This is a genomic window from Xanthomonas campestris pv. phormiicola, from assembly GCA_025666215.1.
GTDB classification, from domain to species: Bacteria; Pseudomonadota; Gammaproteobacteria; order Xanthomonadales; family Xanthomonadaceae; genus Xanthomonas_A; species Xanthomonas_A campestris_A.
The window spans coordinates 2720138-2744631 of record CP102593.1 but is presented as its reverse complement, the minus strand read 5'-3'; the positions used below and the strand labels follow the sequence as shown (position 1 = coordinate 2744631).

Below are 24494 nucleotides of genomic sequence, written 5' to 3'. Positions count from 1 at the left end.
TCAGAAGGCGAGACTCAGTGCCAGCGAGAACTGGTTCAGGTCGTGCGGGCGGGTGACCGGCAGGGCGCCGAACACGTTGCCGGTGGTGCCGTTGAACTTGCTGAAACGGAACCAGGTCGCGGACAGGCGCAGGTTGGCGATCGAGGTGAACGCATCGTCCTTGCCGAACGGCGCCCAGGACGCGCTGATCAGGTTGCTGGTGGTGTCCGGCGTGCCGTACGGGCTGTAGCGGAACGCGTCGGCCGAGCCGGTGTTGATGAAATGCGCCAGCAGCAGGCCGTAGCTCTGCTTGTAGGTGTAGCTGAGATTGATCGACTGGTCGCGGATGCTGCCGCGGCGCAGCCCGGCCACGCTGGGGTCGGCCGGGTCGATCAGTGCGCTGCCGTAGCGGCGGCGCTCGTAGATGTTGAGGTAGCCGAGCTTGAGGATGTGCTCGCGGGTGCCGAGGAACTGGTAGTTCAGGTCGTAGCCCAGGTCGGTGAAGTCGTCGCGCGGACCGCTGCTGCGCGGCAACTGGCGCCGGGTGGTCAGCGCGACCATGCCGGCGGAGAAGAACTGCTTCTTCAGGTCCTTCATGTAGCTCAGGCGCAGATAGCCGGTGTCGCTGAGCTTGCCCGGATCGCCGCCGACCGCGTAGCCGAGATCGTCCTGGGTGGAGACCGGCAGCGCGGTGTAGGTGCCGATCTCGCCGTACCAGTTGCGGTCGTAGACGCCGTAGAGGCTGGTGCCGATCACCCGGTTGGACAGCGAGGACTGGTTGAGCAGGGTGGTGGAACTGGCGTAGGCCGAGGCCGGCCCCAGGCCGGAGGCGTTGGGCAGCACGCCGATCGGGTCCTGGCTGCCGGGGTTGTTGTTGACGCTCACCCCGAGCAGCGCGTCCTTGCCGCCGAGCTTGAAGGTCTTGGCGACGAAGCGCAGGTCCACGTTGTCCAGCTTGGTGGTGAACTTGTCCTTGCCGTTATTGGTGCTGGAGACCTTGATGTAGCCGCCGACGTTGTCGCTGACCCGGCCGGCCAGGTACAGGTCGGCCTCGCTGAGCTGGTTGTTGGTCTTGCCGCGCACCGGCACGCTGCGGGTGCCGGTGAGCTGCGCCGAGGCCGGGATCTTGGTGCCGTTGCCGTCGCTGTCGGTGTAGCCGTTGAGCTTGAAGCGCATGCCATACGGGGTCAGCGCCGGGCCGTAGGCGCCGATGTGGCAGTCCGCGCAGGAGGAGCCGGTCTGCCGCGCGAACGCCGGCACCGCCGCGGCGCGCGGGCTGACCAGCAGCAACAGCGAGCCGAGCGTGGACCACAGCAGGACCTGCTCGGCGCCACGCAGCGTGCCGGCACGGAAGGAAGAAGAGGGAGACGGGGCGGTCTGCATGCGATGGGTCCTTGAGCGGGTCGGCGCGGCGGCGGACGAGGGAAGGGCGTAAAGCGCGGCTCAGCCGCGGCGCAAGCGCAGCATTCGCCGCAGCGTGTCGTCGCGGCGCACGAAGTGGTGCCACAGCGCGGCACCGATATGCAGCAGGATCAGGCCGAGCAGCGCCCACGCGGCATACACGTGCCAGGCGCCCAGCGTGTCGGCCAGATCCGGATCGGGCGCGACCAGCTCCGGCAGTGTGGCGGCGAACAGATGCACCGGCTTGCCCATGGACTGGCTCAGCGCCCAGCCCAGCACCGGCAGGGTCAGCAGCAGCGCGTACATGACCACGTGGGTGAGTCCGGCAAGCGCGCGCAGCAGCGGCGAGGCGGCATCCGCATCGTGGCGTTTGCCGAGCCGCAGGCGCAGCGCCACGCGCAGGAAGAACAGGCCGAGCACGAACAGCCCGAAATGGCGATGTCCTTCCAGCAGCCACTGGCGCACGGCGCGGCCTTCGACCTCTTCGCGCAGCAGGATCAGGCCCGCCGCCAGCACCAGGCACAGCACGGTGAGCCAGTGCAGCACCACCATCGGCCGCGGCAGCGCGGTGGCTGCGGACGTGCGCGGCGGATGCTGTGGCGTCTCGGAAAGGGAGCCGCTGTCGTCGGCCTGCGTGGAGGAAGTCATGGTGGCGTGCCCTGTCCAGGTGATAACGATGGAATGCGCGCTGCCGTTCGCGGCGTCGTGCTGCGCCACCGGCGGTCAGCGCGACGGCTGGCGCAGTGGTGGTCGCAGATGGGTGCCGGGCGCGCGGCAAAAGGTTGCGTCGGCGTGGCGACGCACGCCGGATCGGCGTTGCGTGCGGCCAGGCGCAACCTTTCCGCAGACCGGAGGCACTCAGCCTGGTAACTCCGCGTCGGAGTCCGTGTCGGGCACACTCATGGCAATCGAACGAATCCAGTTGCGTACGCACGGCGACGAGCGCGGTCTGCTCGTCGCCCTGGAACAGCAGCGCGACGTGCCTTTCGACATCCGGCGCGTGTATTACCTGTTCGCCACGAAGAACGGCGTGCACCGCGGGCAGCACGCGCACCGCCATCTCAACCAGTTGGCCGTCGCCCTGCACGGTTCGGTGTCGTTCCTGCTCGACGACGGCAGCGGGCCGCTGCAGGTGGTGCTGGACGATCCGCGGCAGGGCCTGCTGCTCGGCAACATGGTGTGGCGCGACCTGTACGATTTCAGCGACGACTGCGTGCTGATGGTGCTGGCCGACCAGGCCTACGATCCGGCCGACTACATCCTCGACTACGACGAATTCCTGCGCGAAGCGGGCGGCGTGCACAGGCAGGAGGCGTAGCGCCATGGCGAAACCGTTGGTCATCATCGGCGCGGGCGAGCTGGCACAGATCGCCTGCGAGTACTTCAGCCAAGACAGCGACTACGAAGTGCTCGCCTTCAGCGCCGAGCGCGACTACATCAGCGCGCCGACGCTGGCCGAGCGGCCGGTGGTGGCCTACGACGAACTGGAGCGGCTGTACCCGCCGGGCAAGGTCGAGGCGTTCGTGGCCATTCCCGCCAGCGGCCTCAACCGGCTGCGCACACGCTTCTATTTCGACGCCAAGCGCCGCGGCTATCGCCTGGCCAGCTACGTCAGCTCGCGCGCCTTCGTCTGGCGCAATGCGCAGCTGGGCGAGAACTGTTTCGTGTTCGAAGGCAACGTGGTGCAGCCGTTCACCCGCATCGGCGACAACTGCATCCTGTGGAGCGGCAATCACATCGGCCATCGCACGGTGATCCACGACCACGTGTTCGTCGCCTCGCACGCGGTGATTTCCGGCTATTGCGAGATCGGCCGGAGCAGTTTCGTCGGGGTCAACGCCACCCTGAGCGACGGGGTCAAGGTCGCCGCGGACAACGTGATCGGCGCCGGCGCGCTGGTCACCCGCGACACCGAACCGGGCCGGGTCTACGTCGGCGCGCCGGCACGCGCGGTGGCCGGCAAGTCCAGCTTCGACGTGACGCTCTGACGCCATGTTCGACTGGAGCAAACGCGGCCTGGCGTTCGCCACCGCACGCGACGGCGTCGGCGGCTGGATGCGGCATTCGGCGCTGACGCCGACGCCGCATCGGCTGGATGCCGAGCTGATCCGCGTCTATGCCGGCTTCCGCGACGATGCCGGGGTCAGCCGCATCGGCTATGTCGATGTGCGTGGCGACGATCCGACCCGGGCGGTGCGGGTCAGCGCCGCGCCGGTGCTGGACATCGGCCGCGACGGCTGCTTCGACGACAACGGCATGATCCTCGGCGACGTGGTCGCCGCGGCGGACGGGCTGTACATGTTCTATGTCGGCTTCCAGCGCGTGGCCAAGGCCAAGTTCCTGGCCTTCACCGGGCTGGCGGTGTCCACCGATGGCGGCGAGACGTTCCAGCGGCGCCAGGACACGCCGCTGCTGGATCGCGCGCCCGGGCGCAGCACCATCGCCGCGGTGCATGCGGCGCGCTACGAGGAAGGACGCTGGCGGCTGTGGTATGCCGTGGGCGACGACTGGGAACAGATCGACGGCACGCCGTTCCCGCGCTATCACATCCGCTGCGCCGAGACCGACGACCTGCAGGCGGTCCCGCGCCAGGATACGGTCTGCCTTCTGCCGCAGGGCAGCGAATACCGGATCGGTCGCCCGCGCGTCTATCGCCACGACGGCGGCTACCTGATGTATTTCACCCGCGGCAACCGCGACGGCGCGTACTTCCCCGGCGTGGCGCGCAGCGACGACGGCCGCCACTGGCGGCGTTGCGACGACGCCTTCGGCCTGCAACGTTCGCCCAGCGGCTGGGATGCGCGCACGCTGTGCTATCCGGCGCTGATCCGGCACCGCGACCGCCTGCTGATGTTCTACAACGGCAACGACATGGGCCGCGATGGGTTCGGCGTGGCGGTGGCGCCGCTTGCCGGCGACATGGGCGCGGGGAACGGCGATGTTTTCGGTTAGGCCGTATACCGCCGCCGATGCGCCCGCCTGGGACGCGTTGATCGCCCAGTCCAGGAACGGCAACCTGCTGCACCGGCGCGGCTACATGGAGTATCACGCCGAGCGCTTCGTCGATGCCTCGCTGCTGGTCGAGCGCGGCGGTGCGCCGGTGGCTGCGTTTCCGGCCAACATCGAGGGTGCGCGGGTGGTCAGCCATGCCGGGCTGAGCTACGCCGGATTGCTGTCCGCGCACGATCTGCGCGCGGCGGCGACGCTGGCGGTGTTCGAGCAGATCGCCGCGCACTACCGCGCCCGCGGCGTGCACGAGCTGCTGTACAAGGCGGTGCCGCACCTGTTCCATGCGTCGCCGGCGGACGAAGACCTCTATGCGCTGCATCGGCTCGGCGCGCGCCTGCAGCGCCGCGACCTGTCCTCGGCGATCGCCCTGCGCGAGCCGCTGCGCTTCGCCGCCGAGCGGCGGCGCTCGATCTGCAAGGCGCGCAAGGCCGGCCTGCGCGTGCAGCGCAACGCCGATCCGGCGCAGTTCCATGCGCTGCTGAGCCAGGTGCTGCAACGCCACGGCGCCACCCCGACCCACAGCCTGCAGGAGCTGCGCCTGTTGTGCGGGCGCTTCCCGGAACAGCTGGCGTTGTACGAAGTGCGCGACGGTCAGACGCTGCTGGCCGGCACGCTGCTGTACGACTTCGGCCGGGTGGTGCATACCCAGTACCTGGCCTGCTCCGAGCAGGGCCGGCGCCTGGATGCGCTGAGCCTGCTGCTGGCCGAGCTGATCGAAACCCGCTACGCGCAACGCGAGTACTTCAGCCTGGGCATCTCCACCGAACAGCAGGGCCGCGTCCTCAACGAGGGCCTGGTCACGCAGAAGGAGCGCTTCGGCGCGCGTGGGGTGGTCCACGATTTCTACGCCTGGGATCTGCGATGAGCGTACCGTTCCTGGATCTGCGCGCGCTCAACGCGCGCTACGCCGACGAACTGAAGGCGGCGGCGGCGCGGGTGATCGACTCGGGCTGGTACGTGCTGGGCGAGGAACTGGCGGCGTTCGAGCGCGAGTTCGCCGGCTATTGCGGCACCGCTCATGCCATCGGCGTGGGCAACGGCATGGACGCGCTGAGCCTGATCCTGCGCGGCTACCGCGAACTCGGCCGACTGCGCGAGGGCGACGAGGTGATCGTGCCGGGCAACACCTTCATCGCCAGCTTCCTGGCGATCAGCGAGAACCGGCTGCAGCCGGTGCCGGTGGAGCCGGACCCGATCAGCTTCAACCTGGATCCGGCCTGCGTGGAGCGCGCGATCGGGCCGCGCACGCGGGCGATCATGGCGGTGCACCTGTACGGGCAGCTGGCCGACATGGCGGCGCTGCGGGTGCTGGCGCGGCAGCATGGTCTGCTGTTGATCGAGGACGCCGCGCAGGCGCATGGCGCGCGCCTGCACGGGCGCCACGCCGGCAGCTTCGGCGATGCCGCCGGCTTCAGTTTCTTTCCCGGCAAGAACCTGGGCGCGCTCGGCGACGGCGGTGCGGTGGCGACCGACGATGCCGCGCTGGCGGCGCAGATCCGGATGCTGCGCAACTACGGGTCGGACATCAAGTACCGGCACCTGGTGCAAGGCGTGAATTCGCGCCTGGACGAGATGCAGGCGGCGCTGCTGCGGGTCAAGCTGAACCATCTGGATGCCGACATCGCGCGCCGCCGCGAGGTGGCGCAGCGCTATCGCGCGCGCATCGTGCATCCGCTGATCCAGCTGCCGCAGGTGGCCGACGAAGCGCGCCATGCCTGGCATCTGTTCGTGCTGCGCTGCGCCCGGCGCGACGCGCTGCAGCGCCATCTGCTGGCCAGCGGCATCCACTGCCTGGTGCACTATCCGCTGCCGCCGCACCGGCAGCCGGCCTATGCCGCACTGAGCGGATGCAGCCTGCCGCTGTGCGAGCAGTTGCACCGTGAAGTACTGAGCCTGCCGATCGGGCCGACCCTGGATGCGGATGCGGTGGAGCAGGTGATCGCCGCCTGCCTGGCGTTCGAGGCCACCGCGCCATGAACGTGCTGCGCAGCGGCGTGTACAGCGGCGCGGCCACCGCGGCCAAGCTGCTGGCCGCGCTGCTGGTGCTGAAGCTGGTGGCGGTCTACGCCGGACCGGCCGGGGTCGCGCGGCTCGGCCAGTTCACCAGCCTGATGTCGCTGCTGGCGGTGCTGGCCGGCGGCGGCATCGGCGCCGGCATCGTCAAGTACGTGGCCGAATACCGCGACGATGCGCAGCAGCTGGCGCGGTTGCTGGGCGCGGCGCTGGGTTATGCCTGCTGCGCCGCCTGCGCGATGGGCGTGCTCGCGCTGCTGTTCAGCCACCAGATCGCGCAGCGCCTGCTCGGCGATCCGCAGTACCAGAGCCTGATCTGCGTGCTGGCCGTGGCCCAGCTCGGCATCGCCCTGGTCAACTACATCCTGGCCGTGGTCAACGGTTTCATGGACGTGCGCCGGCTGGCCTTCATCCAGGTCGCCGGCTCGGTGCTCAGCGTGCTGGTGGTGCTGTGGTTGGCGCGCTGGCTGCAGCTGTACGGCGCGCTGCTGGCGCTGGTCGCCGGGCAGGTGCTGTGGCTGTGCGCCGGTGTGCCGGCGCTGCGGCGCAGCCCGTACTTCCGCCGCGACATGCTGCGCATCCGCTTCGATGTGGAAATGACCCGGCGCCTGGCCGCGTTCTCGGTGATGACGCTGACCTCGGCGCTGCTGCCGCTGCTGGTCAACATCGGCGTGCGCGACCATCTTGCCGGGAGCTTCGGCTGGCAGCAGGTCGGCTACTGGCAGGCGGTGAGCAAGGTCTCCGACGCCTATCTGCTGTTCTTCACCACGGCGATCAACGTCTACTACCTGCCCAAGCTGGCCGCGCTGCGCGACCGCGCCGGGCTGCTGCTGGAGTTGCGCAGCGCCTACCGCTATGTGTTGCCGGCGGTGATCGTCTTGGCCGCGGCGATCTACCTGTGCCGCGACTGGCTCACCCGGCTGCTGTTCGCCGCCGGCTTCGCCGCGGCCGCGCCGCTGTACGCGCCGCAGCTGGTCGGCGACGTGATCAAGATCGCCTCGTTCGTGCTGTCCTACCTGATGCTGGCCAAGGCGATGACGCGGCTGTTCGTGATCTCCGAATGCGTGTTCGCCGCCAGCTATCTGGGGCTGGTGTACCTGTTCACCGCGCGCATGGGCCTGATCGGGGCCGCCTACGCGTTCGCCGTCAACTATGCGCTGTACCTGGCGTTCAACGTCGTGGTGGTGCGGCGCTATCTGGGAGGGTGGCGCTGATGGACGAATGTGGAGTTCGCGATGACGCGCCGCTGGTGTCGGTGCTGGTGCCGGCGTACAACCACGAACGCTTCGTGCAGCGCTGCCTGGACAGCGTGCTGGAGGATCCGTATCCGAACAAGGAGATCGTGATCGTCGACGACGGCTCCAGCGACGCCACCGCCGCGCGCATCGCCGAGTGGATCGCGCTGCATGGCCACCGCGTGCCGGTGCGGTTCTGGCAGCGCGAGAACCGCGGCATCGCCGCCACGTTGAACCACCTGGTGGCGATGGCCAGCGGCGAATTCCTGCGCCTGGGCGCCAGCGACGATTACCTGCTGCCTGGCGGCCTGGCCGCGCAGGTCGCCTATCTGCGCGCCTCGCCGGGCAAGACCGCGGTGATCGGCGACGCCGTCGTGGTCGACGCGGACGGGCGCCTGCTGCACCAGAGCAGCATGCGCGACCTGCACGGCGTGGACAAACGCCTGTACCTGAGCGATGCCGGCATCCGCCGCGCGGTGATCGGCCACTGGGCGGTGAGCGGGGCGGTGACCCTGGTGCGGCGCAGTGCGCTGCAGGCGCGCCTGGCCTGGAGCGAAGAACTGCACATCGAGGACTGGGATTTCTTCCTGCGCCTGGTCGCGCGCGATGCGCTGGGCTTCATCGACATCGCCGTCTGCGCCTACCGGCTGCATGGCGCCAATGCCAGCAGGACCCGGCACCTGCCCAGCCGCCTGGCCAATCTGGCCGAATCGCGGCGGGTGGCGCTGCGCCGCGCCGCGCTGTTCGATGCGCCGTGCCGCACCCTGCTGCGCGCACAGGCGCACTACATCGCCGCCAAGATCGCGTTCCTGCGCCGCGATCCGGTGCTGCTGGGCTGCCACCTGCTGGCGCATGCGTGGCTGTCGCTGTTGGCGCGGATCCAGCCGGCAGCGCCGGCACCGCTGGCGGGGCGCGCATGAAACGCCTGTTGCTTCTGCCGTCGAGCTATTTCGGCCTGCCGCTGCTGTTCAGTTGCGCGCTGACCCTGCTCAGCTTCGATCTGCCGCCCGGCTATTCCGCCGGCATCGCCTTGCTGGCCGCCGCGGCCGCAACGACGCTGTTGCTGGATGCGCTGCACGGCATCCGCTTGCCGTCGCTGGCGGCGTTTCGCGCGCGCCGCTATGCCGGCACCCGCGAGGCCTTCGTCGCGCTGTGCCTGGCCGCGCTGGTCGGCGTGTTCTGCGTGCTGGACCTGGCGCTGTTCCCGATTCCGCTGTTCACCAACCCTTCCGCGTATGCCGACCTGACGCCGCTGCATTCGCACGTGCGGCACCTGTCCAACATGTGCTGGATCCTGCCGCCGATCGCGCTGCTGTGCGTGCGCGACAAGGCGCTGCGCAACGCGATGATCGTCGCCGGCTTCGTGTTCCCGGTGCTGGTGATCGACCGCAATCGCATCTTCACCGCCTTGTTCAGCTTCGCGCTGCTCCTGCTGCTGCGGCGCGATCCGGCGCGGCCGATGCCGTGGAAGGCCATCGTGGCGTTGCTGGTCGCCGGCGGCGCGGCGTTCTCGCTGCTCGGCACGCTGCGCTCGGGCTCGCTGGATTCGGTGACGCTGCCGTTCAGCGGCCTGTATCGCGCCGCGCCGCAGGGCATCAAGTGGCTGCTGCTGTACATCGGTGCCGGCCCGTACAACTTCGGCGCGATGCTGGCCAAGGGCTACATCAACACCAGTTTCCTGGTCAACCAGCTGGTGCCGCTGAGCGGCTCGATCGCCACCGCCGGCACCGGCATTCCGCTGGATGCGCCGAACATCAACGTCGGCACCGAGTTCTTCCCGTTCCTGTTGGCCGGCGGCGCCGGCGCCGCGCTGGCGGCGATGCTGGCGCTGTACGCGGCGCTGCTGTGGAGCGTGCGCCTGCTCGGCAGCACGGTGTCCCTGTTCAACCTGCTGGTGTTCCTGCGTATCGCCTATGCCTGCCTGATGTCGCCGTTCGCGCCGCAGGCCTTCACCTGGACCAACGCCGGCTTCATCGCGCTGTGCCTGCTCCTGCACGCCGGCAGCGCGCTGCTGCCGAACCGCCGCGCGGCGGCGGGCAGGGCGGGGCAGGCGCTGCCGCCATCCTCTTCCCCGAGACCCACCTTGCCATGAAAGAAGACGAAATCTACCTGATCGACCTGTGGCGGATCCTGCGCCGCGAGTGGCGATGGTGCGTGCTGCCGCTGCTCGCCACGCTGGCGCTGGCGTTCGCGTTCCTGCATGTGGCCACGCGCCAGTGGCAGGCCACCGCGTGGGTGCAGGTCGGCGAGTTCGGCCCGACCCCGGCCGGGCGCGATCCCAAGCTGGAGCCGTTCCAGCGCGTGATCGAGCGGATCAAGACCCGGCTGTTCCAGGACCAGGTGCTGCAGAGTCTGGGTCTGCCGTTGAAAGGGCGTGAGGCCGCGCTGTACCGCAGCAGCCTGAAACTGGATCCGGATCCCTATGCCAACCTGATCGAGCTGAGCCTGCGCGCCGATTCGGCGCAGCAGGCGCGCGCCCTGGCCACGGCGACGACGGCGCAGCTGCAGGCGCTGCATCGGCGTATCCAGGCCGTGCCGATGCAACAGGCGCGCGAACGCCTGCAGGACATCGGCGGCGAACTGGCCGCGACGCAGGCCGAGCGCACGCACCTGCTGCAACAGCAGGCCGAGGGCAAGGGCAGCGTCGAACAGCAATTGCTCGGCAACATGCTGTTGTCGGAGAAGAACGCGACCATCCGCAGCCTCAAGTCCGAGCGCGACGATCTGTTCGCCCGGCTCGGCGCGCGCTACACCTACGACACCTCCGCGCCGTGGGCGGCGTACGTGCCCGAGCGTCCCGCATTTCCCAATCCGGTGCTGGTGCTGGCAGTGGGGCTGATGCTGGGCGTCGGACTTGGCGTGTTCGCCGCGATCGTCCGCAACGCGCTGCGGCGCCGGCAGGCGGCGCACGTGCCGCAGCCCGCGCCGGCCGGCAGCGGCGCGTAACCGCCACAGCCGGCAACGCCGCTGTCTGCGATTCAACCAAACCGCCCGCCGCCCGCACTCACTGGCATACCGTGCGATCCGCGCTTGCGGCCGGCACGGCGGTTCCCGACGACGACGGCAGGCGAGTGGAGAGTGGATGTGACTGCGAATGGCAAGCCCGGCGCCGCTGCGCGCGCGATGACGATCGATCCGGCATTGTTGCTGGAGACCCAGCGCGCCTTCGATAGCGTCGCCGCCGACTACGACGGCCCGCGCGGCAACAACGAACTGATCCAGCGCATGCGCGGCACCTTGTGGGAGACGGTGGCCGCGCAACTGCCGGTCGGCGCGCGGCTGATCGACCTGGGCTGCGGTACCGGCCTGGACGCGCACGAGTTCGCGCAGCGCGGCTACCGTGTGCTGGCCACCGACTGGTCGCCGCAGATGGTGGCGCGCACGCAGCAGCGGGCCCAGGACCCGGCGCTGCAGGGGCGGCTGAGCGCGGCGCACGTCGGCATCCAGCAACTGGACCGCATCGACGGCGAGTTCGACGGCATGTATTCCAACTTCGGCCCGCTCAACTGTGCCCCGGACCTGCCCGCGGTCGCCGCCGAATGCGCGCGCCTGCTGCGCCGCGACGGGCGCCTGGTGTTCTCGGTGATCGGGCGCCTGTGTCCCTGGGAACTTGGTCATTATGCGCTGCGCGGACGCTTCCGCCGCGCCGCGGTGCGCGCCGCGCGCGGGGCCACCGCGGTGGGCATGAACGGGCACACCATCTGGACCTGGTACTACCTGCCGCGCGAGTTCTACCGCGCCTTCTCCGCGCATTTCGAACTGGACTCCTACCGCGCGCTCAGCCTGTGCCTGCCGCCGCCGTACCTGGTCGAGCACTACCGGCGCCACCCGCGCTGGGGCGAGCGGCTGGGACGGCTGGACGACCGCGTCGGCGGCTGGCCGCTGCTGCGCGACATGGGCGACCACTTCCTGATCGTGATGCGCAAGCGCTGAGCGATGCGAGCCGCTTCCGCTCCCGCCGACACCTACCTGCGCGGCGCGCGCATCGCCACCCCGGCCGGTGCGGTGCGTGGCTCGTTGACCTTGCGCGGCGGCCGCATCGCCGCCGCGCCGGCCACGGCCGCGTACCGCATCGCCTTGCATGGACATCTGGTGTTTCCCGGGCTGATCAATGCGCACGAGCACCTGCAGGTCAACGCGGTGCCGCCGCTGCCGCAGACCGCGCCGTTCGCCAACAGCTACGCCTGGATCGAGGCGTTCGCGGCGCATTTCCGCGATCCCGCGGTGGTCGCCGCGTTGCAAGTGCCCAAGGCGTTGCGCCTGCGCCACGGCGCGCTGAAGAACCTGCTCGCCGGCGTCACCTGCCTTGCCCAGCACGATCCGTGGCATGCCGAACTGGACGCGGCGGACTTCCCGGTCGCGCTGCTGCGCCAGTTCGGCTGGAGCTATGCCTTGCACGGCCCCGACTACGGTCCGCCGCTGGCGCAGAGCTTCGCCGCGACCGCCGCCGACCGCCCGTGGATGATCCACCTGGCCGAGGGCACCGATGCGCTCGCCGCCGGCGAACTGGCCGAACTCGATCGGCGCGGCTACCTGGCCGGCAACAGCGTGCTGATCCATGGCGTGGGCCTGAGCGCGGCCGACATCGAACGCGTGCTCGCCTGCGGCGCCGCGGTGGTGTGGTGCCCGTCGAGCAATCTGGCGCTGCTGGGGCGCACCCTGGATCCGCGCCGGTTGCACGCGGGCGGGCGTCTGGCGCTTGGCAGCGATTCGCGCCTGAGCGGCGCGCGCGACCTGCTCGACGAACTGCGCGTGGCCGCCGGCAACGGCGTGGATGCCGGGCAAGCGCTGGCGCTGGCGACCGTCGCGGCGGCGCGCATCCTGCGCCTGGAAGGACGCGGCAGTCTCGCGGTCGGCAGCAGCGCGGATCTGCTGATCGTCGGCGACCGCGGCGGCGATCCGGCGCATAGCCTGGTCGGGCTGGCGCGCAGCGAGCTGCGCGCGGTGGTGCGCGATGGGCGCCCGCGCATCGCCGATCCCGATTTCGCCGATTGGTTCGCTGTCTCCGGCGTGGCCGCCGTGCCGGTGACGCTGGACGGCGTGCCGAAGCTGCTGGCCGCCGATCTGGCCGACCCGGCGTTGATTGCGCTGGAACCGGGGCTGGAGCTGCAAGCGGACGCGCGTCGCCGCGCCGCGCCATCCGCCCTGCAGGCGCGCCGCGCATGAGCGCCGTTCCCATCCTGGATCCATTCGATGCCTATGCGCTGTGGGCGGCGAGCTACCCGGCGCGCGCGCACAACCCGGTGATGCAGGCCGAACAGCGCGCCATGCTGGCGCTGCTGCCGCCCACGCTGCACGGGCAGCGCGTGCTCGATGCCGGCTGCGGCAGCGGGCGTTATCTCCTGCATGCGCTCGAGCGCGGCGCCGCGCACGCCACCGGCGTGGATCTGTCGCCGCAGATGCTGCGCCGCGCCGCGCAGGAACTGGACGCGGCCGGCGGCGGCCATCGCTACAGCTTGTGCGAGGGCCGCCTGGACGCACTGCCGGTGGCCGACGCCAGCGCCGACCTGAGCCTCTGCGCCCTGGTGATCGGGCACCTGCCGCAGTTGCCGCCGGCGCTGGCGGAATTGCGCCGCGCCACCCGCCCGGGCGGTGCAGTGCTGTGCAGCGACGTGCACCCGATCGGGCATGCGCTGGGCTGGCGCCGCGACTTCAAGGCCGACGGCCAGCGCTACGCGGTGCGGCACACCCAGCATCTCTACAGCCACTGGCATGCGGCCTGCGCCGCGCTCGGGCTGGCGATCGAGGCGGTGCACGAACCGATGCTCGATCCTGCCGACATTCCCGCCGGCGCGCACTTCGATCCTGCCGCGCTGCAGGTCCCGGTGGCGCTGGTGTTGCGGCTGCGGCGGCTGCCGTGAACCCTGCCTCGCGATCTTCTTCCATGCCGTTCACAGCGAAGATGCCGATCGTCTGGGGCGGCCATGTCACCGTGCTGGGTCGTCGCTATCCCGCCGCGCAGGACCTGCGCTCGCCGCGTTGGGCCAAGCGCGGCCTCGGCGCGATGGCGGTACGGCGCCACCGCTACCGGCGCTACGACCGCCGCTGGGAACCGAACTTCGCCAATTGGCGGGTGCGCCTGCGCCGGCCGCAGGTCTCCGGAGTCTAGGCATGTCGCATCCTGGAAGGAAACCCATGCACGTGGTGCAGATCAATTTCGTTCCGGTACCGTCGGAATTGGCGCCGGCGCAGGTGTTCGCGCACTGGCCGACGCTGGCCGACATCTCCGAAGCGGTGGCCGGCACCGGCACCCGCGTGTCGGTGATCCAGGCCGCCGCCGCGTCGGAGCAACTGCTGCGCAACGGCGTGGAGTACCACTTCGCCGATCCCGGCAATGCCGGCACCAGCAGCCGCGCGCGGCGCATCGCCGGCATCGTGCACGCGCTCGGCGCCGACGTGGTCCACGTGCACGGCCTGGAGTTCGCGCGCGAGGCCTGCGCGATGGCGCGGCAATTGCCGCAGGTGCCGATCCTGCTGCAGGACCATGCCAACCGCCCGCCGCGCTGGTGGCGCCGCTCGCAGTGGCGGCAGTGGTATGCGGCCGCGGCGGGGATCGCCTTCACCTCGCTCGATCTGGCACGTGGGTTCGTGCATGCCGGACTGTTCGCGCCGTCCACCCGCCTGTTCGCGATCCCCGAATCCAGCTGCCGCTTCACCCCCGGCGATCGCGCCCAGGCGCGGCGCGACAGCGGCTTGCATGGCGAGCCGTGCGTGCTATGGGTTGGGCATCTGAGCGCCGGCAAGGATCCGTTGACCGTGCTCCAAGGCGTGGCCCGCGCCGCCGCGCGGCTGCCCGGACTGCAGCTGTTCTGCGCGTTCGGCAACGCACCGTTGCTGGAGGCGGTGCAGCACCGCGTGCAGCACGATCCGCGCCTGCGCGGGCGCGTGCATCTGCTGGGCAGGGTCGCGCATGCGCAGGTGCAGACGCTGATGCGTGCGGCCGATCTGTTCGTGTCGGGCAGCCTGGCCGAGAGCTGCGGCTACGCGGCGCTGGAAGCCTTCGCCTGCGGCACGTTGCCGGTGCTGACCGATATCCCCGCGTTCCGCGCGCTCACCGACTGCGGCCGCGTCGGCGAACTGTGGCCGTGCGGCGATGCCGGCCTGCTCGCCGAGGCGCTGGTGCATGCCGCCGCCGAACGGCCGGCGCCGGCGCTGGTCCGTGCCCATTTCGACGCCCACTTGTCGTTCGCCGCGGTGGGCCGGCGCTGGTCGCGCGCCTATGCGCAGTTGCTGGAGCAACCCGCGCGGAGCGGCGCATGAAGCTGGCGCTGGTGGTGCCCGGCGGGGTCGACCGCAGCGGCGAATACCGGGTGATCCCGGTGCTGCTGACCCTGATCGAACGCCTGGCGCGCACCCACGAAGTGCACGTCTTCGTCCTCCACCAGGAGCCTGCGCCGGCATGCTGGGACCTGCTCGGCGCGCGCATCCACAACATCGGCGACGGCCGCACCCGCCTGCGTGCGGTCGCCGCGATCCGTGCCGAGCATCGGCAGGCCCCGTTCGACCTGGTGCAATCGATCTTTTCCGGCCACTGCAGCCTGATCGCGGTGGCCGCCGCACGCCTGCTGCGGCGGCCGAGCCTGGTGCACATCGCCGGCGGCGAACTGGTCGCGCTGCACGCCATCGGCTATGGCGGGCGACGCAAATGGCAGGGACGGCTGCGCGAGGCGCTGGTGTTGCGGCTGGCGAACGCGGTGACCGCGGCCAGCGCACCGATCGTCGAGGCGCTGCAGGCGCTGGGCATCGCCGCCGAACGCGTGCCGCTGGGCGTGGACCTGCGCGCCTGGCCGCAGCGCGAGCCGCGCCGCCGCGATGGCGGCACTGCCCAGCTGTTGCACGTCGCCAGCCTCAACCGGGTCAAGGACCAGCCGACGCTGCTGCGCGCACTGGCGGCGCTGGCGCGTGCGGGGGTCGCGTTCCGCATCGACATCGTCGGCGTGGACACGCTCGACGGCGAGATGCAGCGCCTGGTCGCGCAGCTCGGGTTGTCGCAGCAGGTGCGTTTCCTCGGTTTCAAGACCCAGCGCGAACTGCGCCCGCTGGTGGAGGCCGCCGATCTGCTGGTGCTGTCGTCGCTGCACGAAGCCGGGCCGATGGTGTTGCTGGAAGCGGCAGTGGCCGGCGTGCCCACCGTCGGCACCGGGGTAGGGCACTTGTTGGAATGGGCACCGTCGGCGGCGCTGGCGGTGCCGACCGGCGACTGGGCCGGCCTGGCCGAAGCCTTGCGCCAGGTCCTGGCCGACGACGAACTGCGCCTGCGCCTGGCCTGGTCCGCGCAGTGCCGTGCGGTGCGCGAGGACGCCGAGCACACCGTGCGCAGCTTCGGCGCGATCTACCGACGGCTGTGCCGGGCGGACGCCTAGCAGAACGGTCGCAGCCGCGGCACAGGCGCAATGGCCGCGCTGCCGATGTCGCCGGCATCGGGGCGACTCCAGCATCGCAGCCGTTCCTTCCCCGAACTGCGACCACGGCGATTGCATCGCTTCGCGGTGGAATGCGATCGCCGCGTCGCCGGCGCACCGGCGGTGTGCGCGGAGATGCGCACGACGCCAGCGCTGTCGCATGACGTAGACGGATCGACGCTCGGATGCGCATCGGCTTGCGCACGATCACATCTTCGGACCTTGGCGTTTTGTGACGCACTGAGCTTGCGTTGCGATAGTGATATTGCGTTGGCTGTGGCGATTCTCGACAGAGGTCACTGCGCCTGTGTGCAACCCGATATCGGCTGCCTGTTGCCGATGAAAAAGTTGTCGCGACGGCGATTGAAAATGCAAGCGGAAACGTTGCGCATCGATCAAGAAGAACACTTGGCATCCGCGTTGGCGACGCCGGAGACTGCGCGCGGCGCGCCAAGCACCGGCGTGACAACGGACGAGGAAGCCTGTGCGGTCGACGCTGGACTCCAGCGAGGTGCGACCTGCCGGGTATCGACCGACGCGATCGCAACCCAACCCCCAGGTCTTGCCGAAGCGAGGACGCCATGCTGCAAAAGCTGCATCACGTGGGATACCGCTGCCGCGACGCTGCAGAGACAGTGGAGTTCTATACGCAGGCGATCGGACTGAAGTTCGCCGCCGCGTTGATCGACCATGCGCCGTCCAGCGGGCTGCGGCCGAGCAACAACAACATCTTCTTCGAGATGGAAGACGGCAGCTATATCTGCTTCTTCGACATCCTCGGCAGCCACGACGACGGCGCTCCCGACGACGACTGGGCGCAGCACCTGGCGCTGGAGGTGCGCGACGAAGCGCTTGCCGAGCAGATCGCCGTGCGCCTGCGCGAACGCGGTATCACGGTCGAAGGACCGGTCATCCATGACGTGGCCGGCGACCACGCCCATGCCGAACTCGCGCGTTCCTGGTACTTCCGCGATCCCAACGGGCACCGGATGGAACTGCTGGTCAAGCCTGTCATCGCCCAGACCGCGATCTGGCGCGATCTGGAGAAGAACGCCTACGCCAACCTGGCCAAATGGGTCGCGTTGAAGCGTGGCGTCGCGCGATGAGGGCGCTCGGGCCGGCGCTCGACACGCGTGTACCCCACGGTGCGGCGGATGGCTGGGTGCGGTCCGCTAACCCGATGAACTACTGGGACTACATCAAGGTCGAGCAACTGCTCGCGCTGCAGGGCGGGCTGGACGACGACGAGGCGGCGATCGGCAACGACGAGGCCTTGTTCATCGCCGTCCACCAGATCTACGAGTTGTGGTTCAAGCTGATCCTGCGCGAACTCGGCGCGACCCGGGACCTGCTGCTGGTGCTGCAGCCCAACGACGCCCGCCTGGCGACGGGCGTGCGTTCGCTGCGCAGGGCGATCGCGGTCTTCGAGCAGGCCAATCTGCACTTCGCGCTGATGGAGACCATGACCGCGCGCGACTTCCTCGAGTTCCGCGGACGTCTGGCGCCGGCCAGCGGCTTCCAGTCCGCGCAGCTGCGCGAGATCGAAGTGCTGCTCGGGCTGGAGGACGCCGACCGCATCGCGCTGGGGCAGGACGACGCCTACAAGGACGCGCTGAAGCTGCCCGACGGCGAGCCGTCGGCGGCCGCACGGCGCCTGCAGGCGCGCATCGATGCCGGCCCCAGCTTCCGGCAGAGCCTGTACGCCTGGCTCGAACGCCTTCCGATCGCCGGGAGCAACGACCCCACGGCCGCCGCACAGTTCGCGCACGACTACATCGCGGCGCTGCGCACCGAGAACGAGCGCCGCCTGCAGCAGGCGCGCGACAACGGCGCGACCGCGGCGGCGATCGAGCAACAGCGCGCGCGCTTCGCATTGGAGAACGCCAATGCCGCGGCCTTCCTGCTCGGCAACGACGATCCGCAGGCCGTTCCGCAACGGCGTGCGCAGCGGCGGGCGGTACGCGCCGCACTGATCTTCGTCGAAAGTTACCGCGAGCTGCCGGAGCTGGCGTGGTCCTGGGAACTGCTGGACAGCGTGGTCGCGCTGGAGCAATCGATGCTGATCTGGCGCCAGCGGCATGCGCGGATGGTCGAACGCTTCATCGGCCACCGTGCCGGCACCGGTGGCTCGCCGGGCGTGGCCTATCTGGACCAGACGGCGCTGCAGTATCGCGTGTTCGCCGACCTGTGGACCGTGCGCTCGCTGCTGTTGCCCAAGAACAGCGTGCCGCCGCTGCGCAGCGTGCCGCTCCACGGCGGTGCAGCGGAGCGCGGGCCATGAACGGGGATCCGATGCGGACCGGCACGCTGGGACCCGCGCAGTGCGCTACGGCCATGGCCAACCGCCCAGACCGGCGGCTGCGCTGGCGGGACACGCTTCTGCTGGCCATGCCTGACAAGGCAAACGCACGATGACCGCGCCCCATGTGGCCGTGCTTGGCGGCAGCGTCGCCGGCCTGCTCAGCGCGCTGGCGTTCGCCCGAAGCGGTGTCCGGGTCACCCTGATCGAACGCGACGCGCTCGGTGTCCCCAGCGTGTCGGACCTGCGCGACCCGGCGCGCGTGGAGCGGTGGTGGCGCAAGGGCGTGCCACATGCGCGGCATACCCACGCGCTCGCCGCGCTCGGGCGTCAGCTGCTGCGCGCGCATGCGCCGGATGTCTGGCACGCCCTGCTCGCGGCCGGCGCAGTAGAGATGCCGTTCGGGGCGCAGTTGCACGGCCAGGCGCAGGTGCCGCGCTGCGACGATGCCGACCTGGCCGGATTGTCCGTGCGCCGGTCGCTGGTGGAAGCCGTGTTGCTCCCCATCGTGTACGCGGAACCGCAGGTCTCCGTACGCCAGCGGACCGCCGTCACCGGCTTGGTGCTGGACGCGGGGGGCGCGAAAGTGCGAGGAGTGCAGACCTCCACCGGCGAGGTGCTTGCCGACCTCACCATCGACGCGCTCGGCCGCGGTTCGCCGTTCGCCAAGTGGTTGCATGCCGCTGCCGTGGAGACGCCCGCGGACAGCGTCGAGCGGTGCGGGCTGTCGTACTACACCCGCTGGTACCGGCTGCGCCAGCGGCCTTCGGTTCGGCTGGAGGCCGGCTTCTCGGCCGGCGGCCATGCGGCGGCGAGCGGATGCATCGTCTGTCCGGCCGACAACGGCTATGCGTCCGTGACCTTGATGGTGGCGCAGGACGACAAGGCGCTGCACGCCTTTGACGATCCTCGGCTGTTTGTCGCGGCGGCGCGGCAACATCCGGGCCTTGCCGCATGGCTGGAACCAGACGTGTGCGAGCCGGTGTCCGGCGTTTTGCGCTGGCCCGTTTGCGAGAACCGCTTCCGCCGTTTCGCCAGGGGCGGGCAGCCAGTGGTGCTGGGCACGGTCGCGGTCGGCGATGCATTGTGCATCACCAATCCGACCTATACCCGCGGCATGTCCCTGGCCATGCGCTACGTCTTCGCGCTCGCCGAGCTCGCGCGTGCCGAGGGACTGCAGGACCTCGTCCGTTTTGCGCATCGAGCCGACCGGCTGGCGCAGCGCCTGGTCCGGCCCTGGCACGACGACAGCGTGATGCAGGACCGGGCGCGCAACGCACTCTGGGCAGGAACGCCGCCAGCGCCGCCGACCACGGCGGAGATCACCCTGCAGCACATTGCGGCCGCGGCCGGCCACGATCCGCTGGTCTGGCATGCGCTGGCGCGGCGCACGGGCATGCTGGACCCGCCCGAGGCGATCTTCGCGCGCGCCGACGTGATGGCACGCGTGCAAGCCTTGCGCGCGCAGGGCGGACCGCCGCCCGCACGGCGCCCGACACGCGACGACCTGTTGCACCTGATCGCACGCCACGACGCGGCGCCCTGTCTGCATCCGCTTGCCTGATCCGCTTCTCGCCTGGAGTACGCCATGCAGCATCACCGCTGGGATCCGGACCCTGGTCCGGCACGTTTCCGGCATCATTTCGCGCTGGATCCCGACGTGCGCTGTATCAATCACGGCATGCTCGGTGCGTGTCCCGTCCCGGTCCTGCAACGGCAGAGCGAATGGCGCGAACGCATGGAGCGCCAGCCTGCCGCCTTCGTGTTGCGCGAGCTACCGGCGTTGCTCGACGAGGCCCGGCACGCCCTGGGCGCGACGATCGGCGCCGACGCCGAGGACCTGGCGCTGCTGCCCAATGTCACCACGGCCTTGAACGCAGTGCTGCGTTCGCTGCGGTTCGTGCCCGGCGACGAGATCCTGACCACCGACCATGCCTATCTCGCCTGCGCCAACCTGCTCGACTTCGTCGCCGAGCGAACCGGCGCGGTGATCGTCGCCGCACCCGTGCCGACGCCGCTCACCGGCCCGGAGTCGGTGCTCGACGCGGTGCTCGCGCGCGTCACCGCACGCACGCGGCTGGCGGTGCTGGACCACGTCACCAGTCCCACCGCCATCGTGTTCCCGATCGCGGCCTTGGTGCAGCGCCTGGCCGCGCTGGGCGTGGACACCCTGGTGGACGGCGCGCATGCACCGGGCATGTTGCCCCTGGACGTGACCGTCATCGGCGCCGCGTATTACGCCGGCGACTGCCACAAGTGGCTGTGCAGCCCGCGCGGCGCGGGCTTCCTGCACGTGCGTCGCGACCGCCAGCAGGGGCTGCATCCTGCAGTGATCAGCCGTGGCTACGGCGACACCACGACGCCGCGCCCGCGCCTGCACCTGGAGTTCGACTGGCTCGGCACCGCCGATCCGAGCGCGCTGCTGTGCATTCCCGCGGCGATCGCATTCCTGGCCGGGCTGTTGCCGGGCGCTCTGCCGGCGCTGCATGCGCGCAACCACGCGCTGGCCACAGCGGCCGCGGCACGCCTTGGCGCCGATCTGCCGTGGACGCGGGTGGCGCCGGACGCCATGGTCGGCAGCATGGTCGCGTTCGCCCTGCCGCCGAGCGCCGCGACAACCAGTCCGCTGGGCGCGAGCGCACTGCAGGAGCATCTGTACGCCAGGCACGGCATCGATGTGGCGGTGTGCGCATGGCCGGCGCCGGCAGGACGGGTCGTGCGCTTGTCGGCGCAGATCTACAACACGCCGGACGACTACGCCGCGCTGGGCCCGGCCCTGGCGCAGTGCCTGTCGCCATCGGCACAGCGCGGCATGCCGCAGTCGTCCGCCCTGGCGGGAGCGGCGCCATGAGCATTGCGTCGTTGCGCAACAAGCACGCGCTGATCACCGGCGGCGCCGGCGGCATCGGCATCGAACTGATCGACGTGTTCGTGCAAGCCGACTGCCGCGTGACCTTCACCCATCGCCCGGGCGACGACAGCACGCGCAGGGCATCCGCCCTGGTGCAGCGGTTCGGTGCCGAGCGCGTGGCGGCATGCGCACTCGACGTAGGCGATCGCGACAGCCATGCGCGCTTCATGCAGGCCTTGACCGCGCCGGTGGACATCGTCATCCACAATGCCGGGGTCGGCACCAAGACCGTCGAACGCGCGGCGGCCACCTACAAGGAGCAGGACGAGGCCTTCTTCCGCGTCAACACCCTGGGGCCGCTGTGGCTGACCGAGGATCTGCTGCCCGGCATGCAGGCGCGCGGGCAGGGCAAGGTGCTGTTCATGAGCTCGGTGGACGGCGGCATCACCCACTTCCCGCGCTTCCGCGCCGCCGACGGCATGAGCAAGGCGGCGGTGGCCTTCCTCGGCCGGCAACTGGCCGCGACCTGCGCGTGCAGCGGGATCGATGTCTTCACCGTCTGCCCCGGCGCGACCGACACGCCGATGTTCCAGGCCAGCACCTTGAACGCGCTCTCGGCCGACCAGCGCCAGGCGCTCGAAGCCTCGCTGCCCGGCGGCCGCCTGATCCATCCGCGCGAGATCGCCGAGCTGTGCCTGTATCTGTGCCGCGACGAGGCCCGCATCCTGCGCGGCGCCGTCATCGACGCATCGCTCGGCCTGGGCGTGTGCCCGGGCGTCATGGAATAAGGAGTCGCACATGCCCGTTGCGTCCAACAGTTTCTGGGAGCAATGGCTGACCGCCCACCGCGCCAAGCCGGAGGCCTGTCTGACCTATTCGCTGTCGCCATCGCCGCCTTTGCAGGTGTTTCTGTCCGACCTGGACCCCGCGCTGTCGCTGGATTGGTCCGGCGAGGACTACCAGGGCCTCCCGTCGCTACGCGAGCGCGTGCTCGACCAGTACGGCTACCGTGGCACCTGCAGCGCCGAGCATGTGCTGATCACCGCCGGCGCGCAGGAAGCCAATTACCTGGCCTTGACGCAACTGCTCCGCCCCGGCGACGAGTTCGTCATCGATGCGCCCGGCTGGCAGCAGCCGTTGGTGCTCGCCGACCAGATCGGCGCGGTCGCCAGGCGGGTGACGCGGTCGGAAGCGTCCGCCTGGACCCTGGACGTCGCCCAGCTCGAGGCGCTGGTCACGCCCAAGACCAGGCTGATCTTCCTGTGCAACCCGAACAATCCGACCGGACGCGTGGAAGACGCGGCAACGCTGGAGCGCATCATCGCCGCTGCCGACCGGGTCGGCGCCTACATTGTCTCCGACGAGGTCTACCGTGGGCTGGAGTGGGGGGCGCAGGAAACCCCGCGCATGGCCACGTTGTACGAGCGTGGCATCAGCACCGGCAGCGTGTCCAAGCTGCTCGGGCTGCAGGGCCTGCGCACCGGCTGGATGGTGACGCGCGACCGCACCGTGCTGCAGGCGGCAATGGTGTTGCGCGAGAACACCAGCGAGATCATGAACGTGCTGGGCGAGCGGGTCGCCGAGGTCGCATTGCGCCCGGAGCACTTCGCGCCGGCGGTCGCCCACGCGCGTGCGGTCGGCCGCGAACGCATCGCCTTGCTCGACCGTTTCGTCGCCGCGCACCCGGCGCTGAGCTGGAGCGCGCCGCGGGCGGGCTTGCTCGGGCTCGCCCGACTGCATCTTCCGATCGGCGCCGACGCGTTCTGCCGGCGGCTGCTGGCGCCGCCGTACAACACCTTCGTGATGTCCGGCGATGCCTACGCCTGCCCGCAGCATCTTCGTCTCGGCGCCGGCGGCGTGTCGCTGCCGGAACTCGAACTGGGGCTGGCGCGGTTGGCGGATCTGTTGGCGGTGGTCGCTGCCGAATGAGGCGGGCCGGGGTGCCGACGCTGGGCCGAGCCCGGCGTTCGTCCGTTCTCGAGAAGCGAACGCCGCCAGCGTCTTGGCCTTCTGGCGGGATCGCCGGCGCCGCTCATGTCCCAGCCGTCGCATATCCCTGCAGCGCGCTGCGCACCGCATACAGCGCATCCATGCGCGGCACCGGCCGCAGCAGGCGCAACAGCACGCGCCGCCGCTGCGGCAGGGCGACCCAGGATTGGCCCTGCAGCCACAGCTGGGTGCGGATCATGTCGGCGCGTTCCTGCCGGCTTTCCTGCGAAGGCTGCAGCCGCTGCCGCAGATAGCGCACGACCTCGTCGAGCGAGCGCGCCCATTCGATCCCGGGCAACGCCGGCAGCCACAGCTGCGAGCACGAGGCGCGGGTCAGGTCCAGCCGCCGCGAGACCAGCCGTAGCAGCGGCGGGCACTGCGCGCGCAACTGCGCCAGCACCGCCTTCGGAATGGCAGTAGGGTAGTAGCGCAGCATCAGTTGCAACGGCGGCAACGCCCACCACGGCGCGCCATCGGCGGCGTCGCACAGCACCCGCCAGTCCTTGCCGCTCATCCGCGTGGCCAGCAGCGAGAGATCGTGCAGGTGCATCAAGCGCAGGCTGCGGCTGCAGATGCCGCCGGCCGCGTGCAGCAGCAGATGGCTCATCAGCGCGCCATTGGACGGGTAGGGGTTCAGCCCCGGGCGGCTGTCGCGCGGGAAGATCCGCTCGCTGATATCGACCGTGGCCAGCGGCAACCGCTCCTGGATGCGCAGGTGCAGCTCGATGTTGATCGGCGTGTCGCGATGCTCGCCCAGGCTGGCGACGGAGTGTGCCTGCGCCGGGCGGAAGGTCTGGTGCTTCCACTGCGCGAACTCGGCCACGTAGCCGAGTTCCTGCAGCAACGCACCCACCTGCGCGGCATCCTCGGCATGCACCAGCAGGTCGATGTCGGCCATCGGCCGGTCGCCGGCCAGGTACAGGCCTTTGGCGTGCAGCGCCGCGCCCTTCAGCGGCACGATGGCCACGCCGGCCGCCTGCGCCAGTGCGTCGATCCGCTCGAGCAGCGCAGCAATGCGCCGATAGCGGTGCGCGACGTGTTCGCGTTGCTCGGCCAGGAACGCGCTCCAGTCGCGATCGGGCCAGACCGACAAGCGGCTCAGCAACGGCGCGATGCCGTGCGCGGCGGTCGCCGCCGCGGCCAGCTGCCATTGCAGCCGGTTCCACTGCGGCATCGGGTTGCCCGGCCGCGCCAGTTCGCGCGCCAGGGTTTCGGTCGCCAGCCGCAAACCGCCGCCGACGCGCTTCAGCGAGGGCTGTGCCGCGCGGTCGGCAACAGGATCGACGGAGGAGGCCGCATGCGCTTGTGGCGTCATG

23 protein-coding genes and 1 pseudogene are annotated in these 24494 nt (G+C 70.3%); 21 read left to right on the top strand and 3 right to left on the bottom strand.

Features of this window, described 5'->3' with window-relative positions:
- On the bottom strand, positions 1 to 1362 hold the full coding sequence (locus NRY95_11310) for a cytochrome C (GenBank protein UYC14347.1): 1362 nt from the start codon (positions 1360 to 1362) through the stop codon (positions 1 to 3).
- Positions 1363 to 1422: 60 nt separating this feature from the next.
- Positions 1423 to 1932 carry a cytochrome b/b6 domain-containing protein gene (locus NRY95_11305; protein UYC18567.1) on the bottom strand — a complete coding sequence of 170 codons (510 nt, stop codon included), beginning with the start codon at positions 1930 to 1932 and terminating at the stop codon, positions 1423 to 1425.
- Between the two features lie 349 nt (positions 1933 to 2281).
- Between NRY95_11305 and NRY95_11300 the strand changes: the two genes are divergently transcribed.
- From NRY95_11300 to NRY95_11200, 21 genes and pseudogenes are all read left to right on the top strand, one after another.
- Positions 2282 to 2698 (top strand): FdtA/QdtA family cupin domain-containing protein, encoded by a 417-nt coding sequence (locus NRY95_11300; GenBank protein UYC14346.1) that lies wholly within the window; start codon positions 2282 to 2284, stop codon positions 2696 to 2698.
- A gap of 4 nt (positions 2699 to 2702) precedes the next feature.
- The gene (locus NRY95_11295) at positions 2703 to 3368 is read left to right on the top strand and encodes an acetyltransferase (protein UYC14345.1); all 666 of its coding nucleotides are present in this window, start codon (positions 2703 to 2705) and stop codon (positions 3366 to 3368) included.
- A gap of 4 nt (positions 3369 to 3372) precedes the next feature.
- Complete coding sequence (locus tag NRY95_11290; protein ID UYC14344.1) at positions 3373 to 4332, top strand: hypothetical protein; 960 nt, start codon at positions 3373 to 3375, stop codon at positions 4330 to 4332.
- On the top strand, positions 4319 to 5254 hold the full coding sequence (locus NRY95_11285) for a GNAT family N-acetyltransferase (protein ID UYC14343.1): 936 nt from the start codon (positions 4319 to 4321) through the stop codon (positions 5252 to 5254). The genes NRY95_11290 and NRY95_11285 overlap by 14 nt, the downstream gene beginning before the upstream one ends.
- Positions 5251 to 6366: a DegT/DnrJ/EryC1/StrS family aminotransferase gene (locus NRY95_11280; GenBank protein ID UYC14342.1), complete on the top strand. Its 1116-nt coding sequence runs from the start codon at positions 5251 to 5253 to the stop codon at positions 6364 to 6366. The genes NRY95_11285 and NRY95_11280 overlap by 4 nt, the downstream gene beginning before the upstream one ends.
- Positions 6363 to 7616: an O-antigen translocase gene (locus NRY95_11275; GenBank protein ID UYC14341.1), complete on the top strand. Its 1254-nt coding sequence runs from the start codon at positions 6363 to 6365 to the stop codon at positions 7614 to 7616. Before NRY95_11280 ends, NRY95_11275 begins: the two co-directional genes overlap by 4 nt.
- Positions 7616 to 8557: a glycosyltransferase gene (locus NRY95_11270; GenBank protein ID UYC14340.1), complete on the top strand. Its 942-nt coding sequence runs from the start codon at positions 7616 to 7618 to the stop codon at positions 8555 to 8557. Before NRY95_11275 ends, NRY95_11270 begins: the two co-directional genes overlap by 1 nt.
- Positions 8554 to 9729, top strand: coding sequence for a hypothetical protein (locus tag NRY95_11265; protein UYC14339.1), 1176 nt, complete (start codon positions 8554 to 8556; stop codon positions 9727 to 9729). Before NRY95_11270 ends, NRY95_11265 begins: the two co-directional genes overlap by 4 nt.
- Positions 9726 to 10583 carry a Wzz/FepE/Etk N-terminal domain-containing protein gene (locus NRY95_11260; protein ID UYC14338.1) on the top strand — a complete coding sequence of 286 codons (858 nt, stop codon included), beginning with the start codon at positions 9726 to 9728 and terminating at the stop codon, positions 10581 to 10583. Before NRY95_11265 ends, NRY95_11260 begins: the two co-directional genes overlap by 4 nt.
- Before the next feature lie 177 nt (positions 10584 to 10760).
- Entirely contained in the window at positions 10761 to 11570 is an 810-nt protein-coding gene (locus tag NRY95_11255; protein UYC18566.1) for a class I SAM-dependent methyltransferase, read from the top strand.
- A gap of 3 nt (positions 11571 to 11573) precedes the next feature.
- A complete protein-coding gene (locus tag NRY95_11250) occupies positions 11574 to 12803 on the top strand; it encodes an amidohydrolase family protein (GenBank protein UYC14337.1) in 1230 nt (409 codons plus the stop codon).
- Positions 12800 to 13498 (top strand): class I SAM-dependent methyltransferase, encoded by a 699-nt coding sequence (locus NRY95_11245; protein UYC14336.1) that lies wholly within the window; start codon positions 12800 to 12802, stop codon positions 13496 to 13498. The genes NRY95_11250 and NRY95_11245 overlap by 4 nt, the downstream gene beginning before the upstream one ends.
- Positions 13499 to 13563: 65 nt before the next feature.
- Positions 13564 to 13746, top strand: a pseudogene (locus NRY95_11240) (B12-binding domain-containing radical SAM protein).
- 26 nt (positions 13747 to 13772) lie between these two features.
- Positions 13773 to 14897: a glycosyltransferase family 4 protein gene (locus NRY95_11235; GenBank protein UYC14335.1), complete on the top strand. Its 1125-nt coding sequence runs from the start codon at positions 13773 to 13775 to the stop codon at positions 14895 to 14897.
- Positions 14894 to 16000, top strand: a complete 1107-nt coding sequence (locus tag NRY95_11230) for a glycosyltransferase family 4 protein (protein UYC14334.1) — start codon at positions 14894 to 14896, stop codon at positions 15998 to 16000. The genes NRY95_11235 and NRY95_11230 overlap by 4 nt, the downstream gene beginning before the upstream one ends.
- Positions 16001 to 16620: 620 nt before the next feature.
- Entirely contained in the window at positions 16621 to 17145 is a 525-nt protein-coding gene (locus NRY95_11225) for a VOC family protein (protein UYC14333.1), read from the top strand.
- 56 nt (positions 17146 to 17201) lie between these two features.
- On the top strand, positions 17202 to 18320 hold the full coding sequence (locus NRY95_11220) for a tryptophan 2,3-dioxygenase family protein (protein ID UYC14332.1): 1119 nt from the start codon (positions 17202 to 17204) through the stop codon (positions 18318 to 18320).
- Positions 18321 to 18450: 130 nt separating this feature from the next.
- On the top strand, positions 18451 to 19902 hold the full coding sequence (locus NRY95_11215; GenBank protein ID UYC14331.1) for an FAD-dependent monooxygenase: 1452 nt from the start codon (positions 18451 to 18453) through the stop codon (positions 19900 to 19902).
- Between the two features lie 24 nt (positions 19903 to 19926).
- A complete protein-coding gene (locus NRY95_11210) occupies positions 19927 to 21189 on the top strand; it encodes an aminotransferase class V-fold PLP-dependent enzyme (GenBank protein ID UYC14330.1) in 1263 nt (420 codons plus the stop codon).
- Entirely contained in the window at positions 21186 to 21977 is a 792-nt protein-coding gene (locus NRY95_11205; protein UYC14329.1) for an SDR family oxidoreductase, read from the top strand. The genes NRY95_11210 and NRY95_11205 overlap by 4 nt, the downstream gene beginning before the upstream one ends.
- Positions 21978 to 21987: 10 nt before the next feature.
- Entirely contained in the window at positions 21988 to 23118 is a 1131-nt protein-coding gene (locus NRY95_11200) for a pyridoxal phosphate-dependent aminotransferase (protein UYC14328.1), read from the top strand.
- 103 nt (positions 23119 to 23221) lie between these two features.
- On the opposite strand, the gene NRY95_11195 is transcribed toward NRY95_11200, so the two are convergent.
- Positions 23222 to 24493: a nucleotidyltransferase family protein gene (locus NRY95_11195; GenBank protein ID UYC14327.1), complete on the bottom strand. Its 1272-nt coding sequence runs from the start codon at positions 24491 to 24493 to the stop codon at positions 23222 to 23224.
- Position 24494 lies beyond the last annotated feature (1 nt).